The 13605-nt window shown below is 62.2% G+C and carries 12 protein-coding genes; 10 read left to right on the top strand and 2 right to left on the bottom strand.

Annotated features, from left to right (window positions below; genetic code table 11):
* Window positions 1–5 precede the first annotated feature (5 nt).
* The 6 genes from ACY4LX_RS01855 (at window position 6) to ACY4LX_RS01880 (ending at window position 7304) form a co-directional block, all read left to right on the top strand.
* Window positions 6–866 (top strand): ABC transporter ATP-binding protein, encoded by an 861-nt coding sequence (locus tag ACY4LX_RS01855; RefSeq protein ID WP_463259015.1) that lies wholly within the window; start codon window positions 6–8, stop codon window positions 864–866.
* 20 nt (window positions 867–886) lie between these two features.
* Window positions 887–1753 (top strand): ABC transporter permease, encoded by an 867-nt coding sequence (locus ACY4LX_RS01860; protein WP_463259016.1) that lies wholly within the window; start codon window positions 887–889, stop codon window positions 1751–1753.
* Window positions 1754–1917: 164 nt separating this feature from the next.
* Window positions 1918–2844, top strand: coding sequence for a LysR family transcriptional regulator (locus ACY4LX_RS01865; protein WP_463259017.1), 927 nt, complete (start codon window positions 1918–1920; stop codon window positions 2842–2844).
* A 247-nt stretch (window positions 2845–3091) separates the two neighbouring features.
* Complete coding sequence (locus ACY4LX_RS01870; RefSeq protein WP_463259018.1) at window positions 3092–4627, top strand: MFS transporter; 1536 nt, start codon at window positions 3092–3094, stop codon at window positions 4625–4627.
* Between the two features lie 26 nt (window positions 4628–4653).
* The gene (locus tag ACY4LX_RS01875) at window positions 4654–5715 is read left to right on the top strand and encodes an HlyD family secretion protein (protein WP_149661525.1); all 1062 of its coding nucleotides are present in this window, start codon (window positions 4654–4656) and stop codon (window positions 5713–5715) included.
* On the top strand, window positions 5712–7304 hold the full coding sequence (locus ACY4LX_RS01880; protein WP_463259019.1) for an efflux transporter outer membrane subunit: 1593 nt from the start codon (window positions 5712–5714) through the stop codon (window positions 7302–7304). Before ACY4LX_RS01875 ends, ACY4LX_RS01880 begins: the two co-directional genes overlap by 4 nt.
* On the opposite strand, the gene ACY4LX_RS01885 is transcribed toward ACY4LX_RS01880, so the two are convergent.
* Window positions 7285–7974 carry an NYN domain-containing protein gene (locus ACY4LX_RS01885; RefSeq protein ID WP_463259020.1) on the bottom strand — a complete coding sequence of 230 codons (690 nt, stop codon included), beginning with the start codon at window positions 7972–7974 and terminating at the stop codon, window positions 7285–7287. The genes ACY4LX_RS01880 and ACY4LX_RS01885 overlap by 20 nt on opposite strands.
* Before the next feature lie 500 nt (window positions 7975–8474).
* On the opposite strand from ACY4LX_RS01885, the gene ACY4LX_RS01890 reads away from it, so the two are divergent.
* The 4 genes from ACY4LX_RS01890 to ACY4LX_RS01905 are packed head-to-tail and all read left to right on the top strand — an operon-like array spanning window position 8475 to window position 13179.
* The gene (locus ACY4LX_RS01890; RefSeq protein ID WP_149661527.1) at window positions 8475–9257 is read left to right on the top strand and encodes an efflux RND transporter periplasmic adaptor subunit; all 783 of its coding nucleotides are present in this window, start codon (window positions 8475–8477) and stop codon (window positions 9255–9257) included.
* The gene (locus ACY4LX_RS01895; RefSeq protein WP_149661528.1) at window positions 9254–10573 is read left to right on the top strand and encodes an efflux RND transporter periplasmic adaptor subunit; all 1320 of its coding nucleotides are present in this window, start codon (window positions 9254–9256) and stop codon (window positions 10571–10573) included. Before ACY4LX_RS01890 ends, ACY4LX_RS01895 begins: the two co-directional genes overlap by 4 nt.
* Complete coding sequence (locus ACY4LX_RS01900; RefSeq protein ID WP_463259021.1) at window positions 10574–12670, top strand: biotin/lipoyl-binding protein; 2097 nt, start codon at window positions 10574–10576, stop codon at window positions 12668–12670.
* Window positions 12671–12681: 11 nt separating this feature from the next.
* Entirely contained in the window at window positions 12682–13179 is a 498-nt protein-coding gene (locus ACY4LX_RS01905; RefSeq protein ID WP_149661530.1) for a GNAT family N-acetyltransferase, read from the top strand.
* Window positions 13180–13247: 68 nt separating this feature from the next.
* Here the strand turns inward: ACY4LX_RS01905 and ACY4LX_RS01910 are convergent, their stop codons facing one another.
* Window positions 13248–13559, bottom strand: coding sequence for a DUF6916 family protein (locus ACY4LX_RS01910; protein WP_149661531.1), 312 nt, complete (start codon window positions 13557–13559; stop codon window positions 13248–13250).
* Between the last annotated feature and the right edge of the window lie 46 nt (window positions 13560–13605).

Below are 13605 nucleotides of genomic sequence, written 5' to 3' on the forward strand. Positions count from 1 at the left end.
TCGAGATGAACGCTCCTTTGCAAGGCCACACGGCCAGCAACCCGATCACGGCAGCCCAGGCGCTGCTGTCGGTCGATCACGTCAGCCTGGAATACCGCACGCCGCAGCGCGTTGTCCGGGCCACTCATCAGGTCAGTTTCGAGATCGATCCTGCGGACCGTTTTGTGCTGCTCGGCCCGTCCGGGTGCGGTAAATCGACATTGCTCAAAGCGGTGGCCGGGTTCATCCAGCCTTGCGAGGGCGAGATTCGTCTGTTGGGGCAAACCGTCCACGCGCCAGGGCCGGACCGAATCGTGGTGTTTCAGGAATTCGATCAACTGCCGCCGTGGAAAACGGTGAAGCAGAACGTGATGTTTCCGCTGCTGGCCTCGAAAACCCTCAAGCGCAAGGAAGCCGAGGAGCGGGCGCTGCACTATTTGGACAAGGTCGGGTTGGCGGCGTTTGCCGATGCTTATCCGCACACCTTGTCCGGCGGCATGAAGGCGCGGGTGGCCATCGCCCGGGCATTGGCCATGCAGCCAAAAATCCTGCTGATGGACGAACCCTTCGCCGCCCTGGACGCGCTGACCCGACGCAAGATGCAGGAAGAATTGCTGCTGCTTTGGGAAGAAGTGCGCTTCACCCTGCTGTTCGTCACCCACTCCATCGAAGAAGCGCTGGTGGTGGGTAATCGCATCCTGCTGCTGTCGCCGCATCCGGGGCGGGTGCGGGCGGAAGTCCACAGCCATCAATACGACTTGCACAGCCTGGGTGGCGTGGCGTTTCAGGAATCGGCGCGGCGCATTCACCGGTTGTTGTTCGATGAAGGTCAATCGCCGGAAACCGAGCGCGAGCTGGATTTTTCTGACATCCGCATCGCTTATTGAGCCATTGAGAGGAGTGCCCGATGAGCCAGTTTTCATCCGCGCGTCAAGAATTCGAAACCGTATTAGAGCCTCTGACGAGCGTACCGCTGGAGCGAGAATTGCCCCTCGGCCAGCGTATATGGCAACAGGGCTGGGTTCGCAAAAGCCTGATTCTGATCTTGCTCGCCGTGTTGTGGGAAGTGGTGGCCCGTATCCAGAACAACGACCTGCTGCTGCCAAGCTTCCTGCAAACCAGCAGCGCGCTGTATGACGGCCTGCTCAGCGGCGAATTGCTGGGCAAAGTGTGGATTTCGCTGGTGGTTTTGCTCAAGGGTTACCTGATCGGCATCGTCCTGGCGTTTGCCTTGACCACCCTGGCGGTCTCCACGCAGTTCGGTCGTGATCTGCTGAGTACGCTGACCTCGATGTTCAACCCGCTGCCGGCGATTGCGTTGTTGCCACTGGCGTTGCTGTGGTTTGGCCTGGGGCAGAACAGCCTGATTTTTGTGCTGGTGCATTCGGTGCTGTGGGCTTTGGCCCTCAATACCTATGCCGGTTTTCTCGGCGTCTCGGAAACCCTGCGCATGGCCGGGCGTAACTATGGCTTGAAGGGTATGCGTTTCGTGCTGTTCATCCTGATCCCGGCGGCGTTGCCGTCGATTCTGGCGGGGCTGAAAATCGGCTGGGCCTTCGCCTGGCGCACGTTGATCGCGGCGGAGTTGGTGTTTGGTGCCACCAGTGGCAAGGGCGGGTTGGGGTGGTACATCTTCCAGAATCGCAATGAGCTGTACACCGACAAGGTGTTTGCCGGGTTGGCCGTGGTGATTCTGATTGGGTTGCTGGTGGAGAACCTGGTGTTCGATACGTTGGAGCGGGTGACGGTGAAGCGTTGGGGGATGCAACGCTAAAACACCCACCCCGCCGTAGGAGCAAAGCTTGCTCGCGATAAACGATAACGCGGTCCACCTGATACACCGCGACGCTTCCATCGCGAGCAAGCTTTGCTCCTACAGTACGGATTCGCTGCTAGCATTGCGCCTGAATCAATCCTGATCAGCGATGAGTGCTCAGCATGCAACTCCCGGACATGAACCTGTTGGTCGCCCTCGACGCTTTGCTCGACGAGGGCAGTGTGGTGGGCGCCGCGCGGCGGATGAACCTCAGCCCGGCCGCCATGAGCCGAACGCTGACCCGCATCCGCGAAGCCATCGGCGACCCGATCCTCGTGCGCGCCGGACGTGGCCTGGTGCCAACCCCCAAGGCATTGGCACTCCGTGAACAAGTGCGCGATGTCGTGGAGCAAGCCGCGCTGTTGTTCCGCTCCGCCGATGTGGTGGAACTGGGCACCCTGCGCCGGCGCTTCAGCATCCGCGCCAATGACTTTTTCGTCGGCGTTTACGGCGGCAAGTTGTTCGACACCATGGAGCGCCAGGCCCCGCATTGCGAGCTGCGGTTCGTCCCTGAAGGCGATGGCGACGATGAGGCGCTGCGCGAAGGGCGAATCGACCTGAGCGTCAGCAACAATCGCCCGTCGATGCCGGAAGTGAAGATCCAGAACCTGTTTTCAACGCATTTCGTTGGTCTGGCGCGGGAAGATCATCCGTTGTTCGGTCAGGAGATCACCGCCGAGCGCTACGCCGGGTTTTCGCATATCAGCATGTCCCGGCGCGGGATTGCCCGTGGGCCAATCGACACGGCACTTGAGGCGTTGGGGCTGGAGCGTCGTGTGGCAGTGATTGCGCCGAGCTTTCATGCCGCGATGTTTGCCCTGCCCGATTCCGACCTGCTGCTGCCGGTGCCCCAGGAAGCACTGCTGAGCGTACGGCGTCTGGGCCTGAAACTGCGCTCGTTCACGCTGCCGATTCCACTGCCGACGCTGATGCTGACCCAGGCCTGGCACCCACGCTACGACAAGGATCCGGCCCATCGCTGGATGCGTGAAACGCTGAAGGCGTGTTGCGATGAGACGTGGTTGGCCGCGCAGCCCATCTCAAGTTGATCACGGCCCCCTTGTAGGCGCGGGCTTGTGTGGCGAGGGGGCTTGCCCCCGTTGGGTCGCGAAGCGGCCCCAAAACCAAAGCACAGGGACTGCTGCGCAGTCCAACGGGGGCAAGTCCCCTCGCCACAAAAGCCTGATCCCGCAATTGCTGCGTCTGACGCACTTATAACCTGCCAACAAGTCAATTTTCGTAACGCCTCATCCTCCCTAAAATGCCCCGGTATTCACACCCCGGAGCTCGCAGTCCATGACTTCCCTCACGGCCCCGGCCCCTCTCGCCGTGGCCAGCCCTGCCGCCGTCACCCCGCCGGTTTTCGGCCTGCGGATCATCATCGGTCTGGTGGGCGTGTTGCTGGCGGTGCTGGTGTCCGGCCTGAACGAGATGGTGACCAAAGTCGCCCTCGCCGACATTCGCGGCGCGTTGGCCATCGGTTACGACGAAGGCACCTGGCTGGTCGCCAGTTACACCGCGACGTCGGTGGCGGCGATGGCGTTCGCGCCGTGGTGCTCGGTGACGTTTTCCTTGAGGCGTTTCACCCTCTACGCCATCGGCGCTTTCACGCTGCTGGGCGTGCTGTGCCCATTCGCTCCGAGCTACGAAAGCCTGTTGCTCATGCGCATCTTGCAAGGTCTGGCCGGCGGGGCGTTGCCGCCGATGCTGATGACCGTCGCCCTGCGTTTCCTGCCGGCCAACGTCAAGCTCTACGGCCTGGCCGGGTATGCCCTGACCGCGACCTTCGGCCCCGGCCTCGGCACGCCGCTGGCCGGGTTGTGGACCGAGTACGTCGGCTGGCAATGGACCTTCTGGCAAATCATCGTGCCGTGTCTGATCGCCATGGCGGCCGTGGCTTATGGTTTGCCCCAGGACCCGCTGCGCCTGGAACGCTTGAAGCAATTCAACTGGCGCGGTTTGCTGCTGGGTTTCCCAGCGATTTGCATGTTGGTGATCGGCATCTTGCAGGGCAATCGGCTGGACTGGTTCGAATCGAGCCTGATCTGCTTTTTGCTCGGCGGCGGTTTGCTGTTGTTGGTGCTGTTTCTGATCAACGAATGGTCGCAACCGATCCCGTTTTTCAAGTTGCAGATGCTCGGCATTCGCAACCTGTCGTTTGCCTTGATGACACTCGCTGGAGTGTTGGTTGTGTTGCTGGCGGTGGTGATCATTCCGTCCAGTTACCTGGCGCAAGTCCAGGGTTATCGGCCGATCCAGACCGCGCCGATCATGCTGCTGGCGGCGCTGCCGCAGTTGATCGCGCTGCCGTTGGTGGCGGCGTTGTGCAACCTGCGCTGGGTCGATTGCCGCTGGGTGCTGGGGCTTGGCTTGAGCATGTTGGCGCTGTCCTGCCTCGGGGGTTCGCAGCTGACCTCGGTGTGGATTCGTGATGATTTCTACGTTCTGCAACTGCTGCAAATCTTCGGGCAACCGATGGCGGTGTTGCCGCTGTTGATGCTCGCAACCGGCAGCATCACGCCGATGGAAGGGCCGTTCGCCTCGGCCTGGTTCAACACCGTCAAAGGCCTGTCGGCGGTGATCGCCACCGGCGTCATCGACGCGCTGACCACCGCCCGCCTGCATTTCCACTCGACCATGTTGGTGGACGACCTCGGCAACTCGCCCCTGGCCGACAGCGACAGCGCCGGCCTTGCCCACCGACTGCACGAGCAGGCCGTGGTGCTCACGGCCTCCGATCTTTATCTGTGCATGGCGGGCGTAGCGGTCGCGCTGATCCTGCTGATTTTCTGGCTGCCGACGCGGATCTTCCCGCCCCGGGCGCCGACTTGAACGCTTCACTGAAACAGAAGGTTTTTATGACGACTTTTACCAAGCAAAAAGTGGCGGTTGGCGTGGCCGCCGCGATCGCGGTCGGCGTGCTGATTTACCTGGTCGCGCCGGGGCTGTTCGGCAAACGCACGCAACAGAGCACCAACGATGCCTTTGTCTCGGCGGACTTCACCCTGGTCGTGCCACGGGTCGCCGGGTTTATCAAAGAGGTGTTGGTGGAGGACAACCAGCAGGTCAAGGCCGGGCAGTTGTTGGCCTTGATTGATGACCGCGACCTGCGCGCCGCCGCCCAGGCTGCCGACGCCGAAACCCTGGTCGCACGGGCGCAACTGCAAAACGCTCGAGCGACTCTTGAACGCCAGACCTCGGTGATCGCCCAGGCCCAGGCCACGGTGGTCGCGGCCAAGGCGGAAATGGCCTTCGCCGAGCATGAATTGAATCGCTACGACCACCTCGCCGGCGTCGGCGCCGGTACGGTGCAGAACGCGCAACAGGCACGTACCCGCATCGATCAGGCGACCGCGCGGCTGGCCAACGCCACGGCGGTGCTGGCGGCGGAGCGCAAGCAAGTGGACATTCTCACCGCCCAGCGTGATGCCGCCGAAGGTGGACTGAAACGCTCGCAAGCGGCGCTGGAAATCGCCAGTTACGAGCTGTCCTACACGCGCATCGTCGCGCCGCAGGATGGCATGGTCGGTGAGCGCGCGGTGCGGGTCGGCGCCTACGTGACGCCGGGCAGCAAGATTCTCGCCGTGGTGCCGTTGGCCCAGGCGTTTGTGGTGGCCAATTTCCAGGAGACTCAGCTGCGGGATGTGCAGCAGGGGCAGGACGTGCAGGTGCGCGTCGATAGTCTCGGCGGCGAGATGTTGAGCGGCCGCGTCGAAAGCATTGCACCGGCCACCGGGGTGACGTTTGCCTCGGTCAAACCGGACAACGCCACCGGCAACTTCACCAAGGTCGTGCAGCGGATTCCGGTGAAGATCGTCCTCGATCCGGGCCAGCCATTGGCGGATCGGTTGCGGGTGGGGATGTCGGTGGAGGCGCGGATTGATACGGCGACGCCAATGCATGAGGTGGCCAAGCGATGAACTCCGCTAATCACTCATCCCTGTGGCGAGGGGGCTTGCCCCCGTTCGAGTGCGCAGCACTCGCAGATTCTGGGTCCGCTTCGCGGCCCAACGGGGTGGTGCGGCATTCCGACAAGCCCCCTCGCCACAAAAGTTGCATGCAGCCAGTCGCTCTTGTGTTGAGCCTGTTTTTCCTGAGCGCCTGCACCGTCGGCCCGGACTTCCACAAACCCGAGCCACAACAGGTCACCGAATGGTCAAAACCGCAAAAGGCTGCCGAAAGCCAAGCGGTCACCCAAACCATGGACGAGCGCTGGTGGGAAGTGTTCCATGACCCGAAACTCTCGGCCCTGAGCCAACGTGCCCTGACCGATAACCTCGACCTGAAACTCGCCAGCAGCCGCTTGCAGCAAAGCCGCGCCGCACGCCAAGTCATCACCGCTGACCGCTATCCCACGACCGCCGCCACTGGCAGCTACGGGCGTGAACGCAACAGCGGCGAAGGCCTGAGCGATCCTTCAGGCAAAAACGGCAACTCAGCCTTCAACCTCTGGGACGCCGGTTTTTCCGCCTCCTGGGAACTGGATGTCTGGGGCCGCGTGCGCCGCGAAACCGAAGCCGCCGACGCCACCCTCGAAGTCGCCGAAAACGACCGACGCGGGGTGCTGCTGTCGGTATTGGCCGAAACCGCCCAGGACTACATCCAGCTGCGCGGCGTGCAGAACACCCGCGCCGTCACCGAGCAGAACCTCGACGTCGCCCGGCACAGCCTGAAGCTCTCGCAACTGCGCCTGGCCGACGGCGTGGCCACGGACCTGGACGTCGCCGAAGCCGCCGCGCAAGTGGCGGCCATCGAATCGCGCCTGCCCGCGCTGGAGCAGCGCCAGTCACAACTGATCAACGCTCTGAGCCTGTTGATGGGCGAACCACCGCAAGCGTTGCACGCCGAGTTATCCACAGACGCGCCCGTGCCGCAGACCCCGCGCCAGGTCGCCATCGGCCTGCCGTCGCAACTGGCCGAACGGCGCCCGGACATCCGCCAGGCCGAAGCCCGCCTGCATGCCGCAACAGCGAGCATCGGTGTGGCCAAGGGTGATTTCTATCCGCGGATCACCCTGTCGGGCAACATCGGTTCCCAGGCCATGCAACTGAGCGATTTCGGCTCCTGGGGCTCGCGCTTGTTCGGCATCGGCCCGCAATTCAGCCTGCCGCTGTTCGACGGCGGCAGACTGCGCGGCATGCTCAACCTGCGCGAAGCCCAACAACAGGAAGCGGCCATCGCCTACCAGCAAACCGTACTGCGCGCCTGGCATGAAATCGACGACCAGTTGACCGCCTACAACGCCAGCCAACTGCGCCGCGACAGCCTCGCCGAAGCCGTGCGCCAGAACCAGATCGCGTTACGTACCGCGCAACAGCAATACGTGGAAGGCGTGGTGGATTTCGTCAACGTGCTGACGGTGCAAGGGGAGTTGTTGGCGACTCAGCAGCAGTGGGTTGAGAGTTCGACGGGCGTGTCGTTGGCGATGGTGGGGTTGTACAAGGCGTTGGGGGGAGGGTGGGAGTCGGTTTATCCGGTGGCGAAAGTCGCTACCAATAATCCGGTTTGATGGCTGGCGTCTTGCGGGTAGGGACCTTGTCTGGAAACTGGTGTGACTGGAGCTCTTCTGCGGAGATGGCACGTCGCATCCAGTGCGAATGGTCCTTCAAAGAACCGGGCGGAATTCGTTTGAGCCCTGTCCTGTAGGGAAGAACGATACCTATGGTTATGTGGGGAAAGTCTTCTCGGATAGCTTTCAGTGCGGGAGCCATGTCTGTATCCCCAGATACCAGAACGAGTTGCTGGATGCTTTCAGCTGCGGTGACCTTGGTTTGTCTGGCCGCTGTGCGGTACATGCTTATCGCGATATGGACGTCAGTTTCCTTTTCTTCCAGCTTCCAGATAGGCGTTGTGTCCTGCCGCGAAGCACCGATTTTCTTGTTGATGAAACGGGGCGCGCGCGCCGGTTGGAGTTGGTGGCGGCCATAGTGAACGTCAACTTTGTGAGCCCTCAGAGCCCGGACGTAAGTATCTTGAGCCTCCTTGGATGCGATGCCACGCGTAGCCAGTTCCGGTTTAACCGACGCAGTGAAGTAGTCGATTGAGGCGACAGAGCTTTGAGGGTTTTCAATGTGAGCGATATAGGCCAACAACTGTGGCAGGTTTAGCCATTTGTAAGGGGTATCAGCCAGCAACCCGTAGAACACGTTGTAGCCATCAACGAAGAACGCAGTGCGCACAAATCCAACCCTCAGAAACGAAAAAACCGGCCGAAGCCGGTTTTTTCACCCCAACTGCCAGAGAACTGAATCTCTGCGTACGGGGTTGAGTAGTGCGCAAATCCTAAATTGCGTGTGTCATGCACGTCAACCATTGACGGATCAGGGCTCTACTCGACTGGATTCTTTCCAGCACCGGCAACCCAGTTTTGGACAGCTGCCAGGTTGAGGGTCAAGTCACAAATGGCTTCATCTGTTAACGATTGTTGCAACAGGCAAGCTGCGAAGAGGCGGATAGTGTGCAGGGGCGAAACGTCTATCCCCCGCTTCAGTTTCGACTGAAGGCGAGTTCCCAATTTCGTGTGGGATTTTGTACCCGCCCTCATTAAGCGAGAGAGCAAACAAGCACTCTGAAAATTTTGTCCTTTTTGAAACAACACATTTCCACCCAATGCTGGCTATTTGCTTGACGCAACCCCCCGCTGTCGTAGACTCCGGTCATCCGTCAGGGAGTCACGGTTATGCCGCGTTTTGGAAGTTGGGTTATCGGATTGACCTTTGTAACGTGCGCAGTACAAGCGCAAACCCCTGCGCCAGACGATCCGTTGCTGGAGAACAGCGCGGCCGGTGGCACTGCCCAGGCCAGCAGTGAGGCCCGGGGTGTGTTGCGGGCGCGGGATCAGGCGGTGCTGGCCAGCGAGTTGCCGGGGCGGATTGTCGAGTTGCCGTTCAGCGAGGGCGAGTCGTTCAAGAAGGGCGATACCCTGGCCAAGTTCGATTGCTCGGGTTTTCAGGCCCAGCTCAATGCCGCGCAAGCCGCCAGCCGTGGCGCCAGTGAAGAGCTGTCGCACAACAAACAATTGGCGGCGTTGAATTCGGTCGGGCGTTTCGAAGTGGCGCGGGCCGAGGCCAAGGTCAGCGAGACCCAGGCGCAATCCCAGGTGTATCAGGTGCAGGTCAAACGCTGCAGCGTGCTCGCACCGTTCGATGGCCAGGTGGTCGAGCGCAAGGTCCAGCGTTATGAAAGTGTGGCGGCCGGTGCGCCGTTGCTGGATGTGGTCGATAACCGCACCCTGGAAATTCATTTGCTGATTCCGTCGCGCTGGATGGGCAAGCTCAAGCCCGGCCAGACCTTCAGTTTTGTCCCCGATGAAACCGGTCAACCGCTGAACGCCACGGTCAAGCGCCTGGGCGCGCGGATCGATGAGGGCAGCCAGACCTTGCTGTTGGTAGCGACGCTGCCGAACGCTGCAGGCCTGATGGCGGGTATGAGCGGTACGGCACGATTCGCGGAGCTTAAGTGAACGCCCCGATGACCGGCGGGGCCGAGCAGGTCTTCGCCCGATTCCTCGACCTTGAACGTCAGACCCGAGCCGCTCGCAACCCGGCGCAACTGGCTTACAGCCTGGTCAATGACGGCCAGGCGTTGTTCGGTTTCCGCCACGCGGCGCTGTTGATTGCCGGCAAAGTGCAAGCCGTGACCGGTGTCAGCACCGTGGACCCGAACGCGCCGTTCGTGGCGTTTGTCGAGCAGGCGGTGGCGCAGTTGTTCAAGCTCGAGCTGTTGAAACAGGCGCGAGCGATTTCCCCCACGCTGCTAAGCGAACCGATTCAGGCCGATTGGAAAAGTCTGTCCAGCGCCCAGGTGTTTTGGTTGCCGTTGGTGGATCATCAGGGCGAGGTGTTTGGCGGTTTATGGCTGGCCCGCGACGTGGCGTGGAACCCACCCGAACAAATCCTGCTGTCGCAACTGGGCGACACCTACAGCCACGCCTGGCTGGCGCTGCAACCGCGCAAACCCTGGCGCCTGCGCTGGACCCGAAAACGTCAGGTCGCCTTGGTCGCCGTGTTGTTGCTGGGGTTGTTGATCCCGGTGCGCCAATCGGTGCTGGCGCCGGCGCAAGTGGTGCCGCTGGGTGGGCGCGTAGTGGCGGCGCCGCTGGACGGGGTGATCGCCGAATTTCTGGTCAAACCCAACCAAGCGGTAAAAACCGGCGACCTGCTGCTGCGCTTCGAAAGCACCACCCTCAAGGCTCAGGCCGATGTGGCCGATCGTGCGCTGGGTGTGGCGGAAGCTGAGCTCAAGGCCAATTCCCAGCGCTCGTTCGCCGACACAGAGTCCAGTTCGAAGATTGATCTGTTGGCGGCGCGGGTCGAGCAGAAACGCGCTGAACGTGATTACGCCCGCGAACTGCTCAAACGCAGCGAAGTCCGTGCCGAACGCGACGGCATCGCGGTGTTTGCCGACGCCGACCGCTGGACCGGAAAACCAGTGCAGACCGGCGAACGGTTGATGGAAATTGCCGACCCGAACCAGGCTGAACTGCGCATCGAACTGGCGGTGGGCGATGCGATTGCCCTGGCGCCGGGGGCGCAGGTCGCGTTGTTCCTCGACAGCGACCCCTTGCAGCGTCACTTGGCCAAACTCGAACGCTCAGCCTACGAGGCGCAGCCCACGGCGGGCGGGCAACTGGCTTACCGACTGGATGCCAATTTCGAAAATGCCCCGCCCCGAATCGGTTTGCGCGGCACCGCGAAAATCTTCGGCGACCGCGCGCCGCTCGCGTTGTACCTGTTGCGCCGGCCGTTGGCCGGGTTACGGCAAAGCGTGGGCCTCTAAATGACCTTGCCGAGCTTGCGGGCCGACCTGCAATTGTCGGCCGCCGCCCCAGCCCTCGACGGCTCGCCGCGCTGGACCCTGGCGGATCCGGTGCGCGGGCGCTATTTCAAACTCGGCGCGGCGGCGATGCGCTTATTGCGGCATTGGTCCCTTGGCGATCCCGAGCAAGTGCTGCGTGCCGCCAACCGTGAGCCGGGTTTGCCGCTGGACGGTGCCGAGCTTGAGCAGTTGCTGGGGTTTTTGCGCAGCCACGATTTGATCACCGCACTCGATCCGCAACAACGTGCCAGCTACAGCCTGAAAGCCGCCGCTCAGCGCCGCAGCCTGTGGCAAATCCTGCTGCATCAGTACCTGTTTTTCCGCATTCCGCTGTGGCGCCCCGACGCGTTTCTCAATCGCGCCTGGCCGTGGCTGGAGCGGTACGGCCCGCGTGCATTGCGCTACGGGTTGCCGGCCACTTTGGGGCTGGGTGTGTTTCTGGTGTCCCGCGACTGGCAGCGCTTTATCGCGACGTTCCCGCACCTGTTCAGCCTCGGCGGCGCGCTGTCCTTCGGCGTGGCGCTGTTCTTCGCCAAGCTCTGTCACGAGTTCGGCCACGCGTTCATGGCCAAGCGCGCCGGTTGTCGGGTGCAGAGCATGGGTGTGGCGTTCATGGTGATGCTGCCGATGTTTTATACGGATGTGAGCGATGCCTGGCGGGTCAATGACCGTCGAGCCCGGCTGCTGATCGGTGCCGGCGGCGTGCTGGCGGAATTGCTGCTGGCCTGCATCGCGCTATTGGCTTGGTCACTGCTGCCGGACGGCCCGGCGCGCACGGCGGCGTTCATGCTCGCCAGCGCCACGTGGATGACCACGCTGGTGATCAACCTCAATCCATTCATGCGTTTTGACGGTTATTTTTTGCTCAGCGATTTTCTCGAAGTGGACAACCTCCAGGGGCGGGCCTTTGCCCTGTGCCGCTGGCGTCTGCGCGAGTTTCTGTTCGGCTATGGCGAAGCGGCGCCGGAGCCGTGGTCGCCGAAGATGCAGCGGCGTTTGTTGATTTGGGGGTATGGCTCATGGCTGTGGCGTGCGGTGTTGTTTTTCGGGATCGCGCTGGCGGTCTACCACTTGTTCTTCAAGGTATTGGGGATTTTCCTGATGCTGGTGGAGCTGGTGTGGTTCATTTTTCTGCCGATCATGAGTGAATGGCGCCAGTGGTGGACCCGTCGTGAACAGGCCCACGGGCCGCGCGTATTGCTGAGTGGCCTGGCGTTGCTCGGGATGCTGCTGGTGCTGGTGTTGCCATGGCGCAGCGCGGTGGAGTTGCCGACGATGCTCGAGGCCGGACGCGCCAGTGCCTTGCATGCGCCGGTGGCATCGCGGGTCAAACGCGTGAATGTGCAGGACGGTCAGGTGGTTGCCGAGGGCGATGTGCTGGTCGAGCTGGAATCGCCGGACCTGGATTCGCGCCAGGCGATCGTGCGCCAGGAAATTCAGATCCAGCAGTTGCAGATGCGCCGTCAGGCCGGTCGCAGCGAAACCGCAGCGGACGCCACTATCGTTGAACAACGCCTCGCCGAAGCGGTGGCCGAATACCGTGGGCTGGCCGCTCAGCGCGAGCGCCTGCTGCTTCGCGCGCCCCACGCCGGCACAGTGCGCGATCTATTGCCTCAACTGGTGCCCGGTCGTTGGCTGGCCACCAAAGACGCGTTGGCGCGGGTGGTCGAAGACGGGGCGCGGTTGCGCGGTTATCTGGCCGAGGCTGATCTCTGGCGGGTGACGCCGGGCGCGCACGGGCGCTTTATCGCCGACGATCCGATGCACCCGGCCGTCGCCGTGCAACTGACCGACATCGATGCCAATGGCGTTGCTTATGTGGATCAGGAAGCGCTGACGTCCGACCATCACGGGCCGATTGCCGTGCGCCGTGATCAGTCGCAACGGGCGGAGCCGGTACAAGCGCAATACGGCGCACGGCTCAGCCTGCTCGACAATGCGTCGACACCGATGCAGCCCCTGCGCGGCATTGTGGTGTTGCAGGGCAGCGGTGAATCATTGCTGGGTACGGCCTGGCGGCGCATGGCGGCGCTGGGTGTCAGGGAAAGCGGTTTTTAAGGGAGAGCAGCATGGCGAACAAGGGTGCAGTGGCGGCGGACGGTTTGGTGGTAAGGCCTTCGCGGGCCAGTGACGGACCTTTTCTGCAGAGCCTGTATCAGTCGGCCCGGCCGGATCTGCAATGGATCGACGGCGAGCCCGAGCGGGTCGAAGAATTGGTCGCCCAGCAGTTTCGGGTGCAGGAACAAGGCATTGAGGATGAATACCCCCACGCGATGCATTACGTGGTGGAAAAACTCGACACCCCCATCGGCGCGCTGACCACGGATTTCGGCCCCAATGAAATTCGCGTGTTGTACCTGGCGTTCATTCCTCAGGCGCGCGGCCAGGGGCATGGCCGCACGGTGCTGCAAGGGGTGCAGAAAGCCGCGCAGCAGATTCGCTGCCCGGTGGCGACGGTGGTGTGGGCGAGCAATCCGCATGCGCGTCGGCATTACCTGGCGTTGGGGTTTTCGGTTGAAGAGTGTAATCCGGCAGCGGAGCGGTTGGTCTGGTATCCGCGAGGTTAGAGCCCGAAAAAACGCTGCATAACCTGTGGGAGCGAGCAAGCTCCCACAGTGGAGATGTTGGCGGTTGGTCAATTAAACGCGATATAGAAATATCCCAACGCCGGATCCCGCCCCATCGCCGGCACGCGGGACACGAAAATATCCTGCACCGCCCCCAACCCCGGCAGGTCCAGCGCACATAATCCGTCCACAAACTCCGTCGGTTCGAGGCTGTTGAATCCCACACTAAACGGCACACGCTCGCTGTGGGGCAGTTGCGAGCGGGTTTTTTGTTCGAGGCTATCGATATGAATCGGCAGTTCACTGCCATCGGGCAGGCGCAACGTGGTGGTCTGGCCCAGCAGCGGTTGGAAGTGTTGGTCTTGAACCTGTTCCAGCATGGTGTCGCTCCAGCAAAGTGAGTGGCCGGGGGAGGCGAATCCCCCG

It is taken from the genome of Pseudomonas sp. Emmai, assembly GCF_055179735.1.

What these genes read in the sequence shown, in the direction of transcription:
- ACY4LX_RS01905 (WP_149661530.1), top strand. Translation starts at nt 12,682, where the DNA reads ATGGCGAACAAGGGTGCAGTGGCGGCGGACGGTTTGGTGGTAAGGCCT.
- ACY4LX_RS01860 (WP_463259016.1), top strand. Translation starts at nt 887, where the DNA reads ATGAGCCAGTTTTCATCCGCGCGTCAAGAATTCGAAACCGTATTAGAG.
- ACY4LX_RS01855 (WP_463259015.1), top strand. Translation starts at nt 6, where the DNA reads ATGAACGCTCCTTTGCAAGGCCACACGGCCAGCAACCCGATCACGGCA.
- ACY4LX_RS01900 (WP_463259021.1), top strand. Translation starts at nt 10,574, where the DNA reads ATGACCTTGCCGAGCTTGCGGGCCGACCTGCAATTGTCGGCCGCCGCC.
- ACY4LX_RS01875 (WP_149661525.1), top strand. Translation starts at nt 4,654, where the DNA reads ATGACGACTTTTACCAAGCAAAAAGTGGCGGTTGGCGTGGCCGCCGCG.
- ACY4LX_RS01910 (WP_149661531.1), bottom strand. Translation starts at nt 13,559, where the DNA reads ATGCTGGAACAGGTTCAAGACCAACACTTCCAACCGCTGCTGGGCCAG.
- ACY4LX_RS01870 (WP_463259018.1), top strand. Translation starts at nt 3,092, where the DNA reads ATGACTTCCCTCACGGCCCCGGCCCCTCTCGCCGTGGCCAGCCCTGCC.
- ACY4LX_RS01865 (WP_463259017.1), top strand. Translation starts at nt 1,918, where the DNA reads ATGCAACTCCCGGACATGAACCTGTTGGTCGCCCTCGACGCTTTGCTC.
- ACY4LX_RS01880 (WP_463259019.1), top strand. Translation starts at nt 5,712, where the DNA reads ATGAACTCCGCTAATCACTCATCCCTGTGGCGAGGGGGCTTGCCCCCG.
- ACY4LX_RS01890 (WP_149661527.1), top strand. Translation starts at nt 8,475, where the DNA reads ATGCCGCGTTTTGGAAGTTGGGTTATCGGATTGACCTTTGTAACGTGC.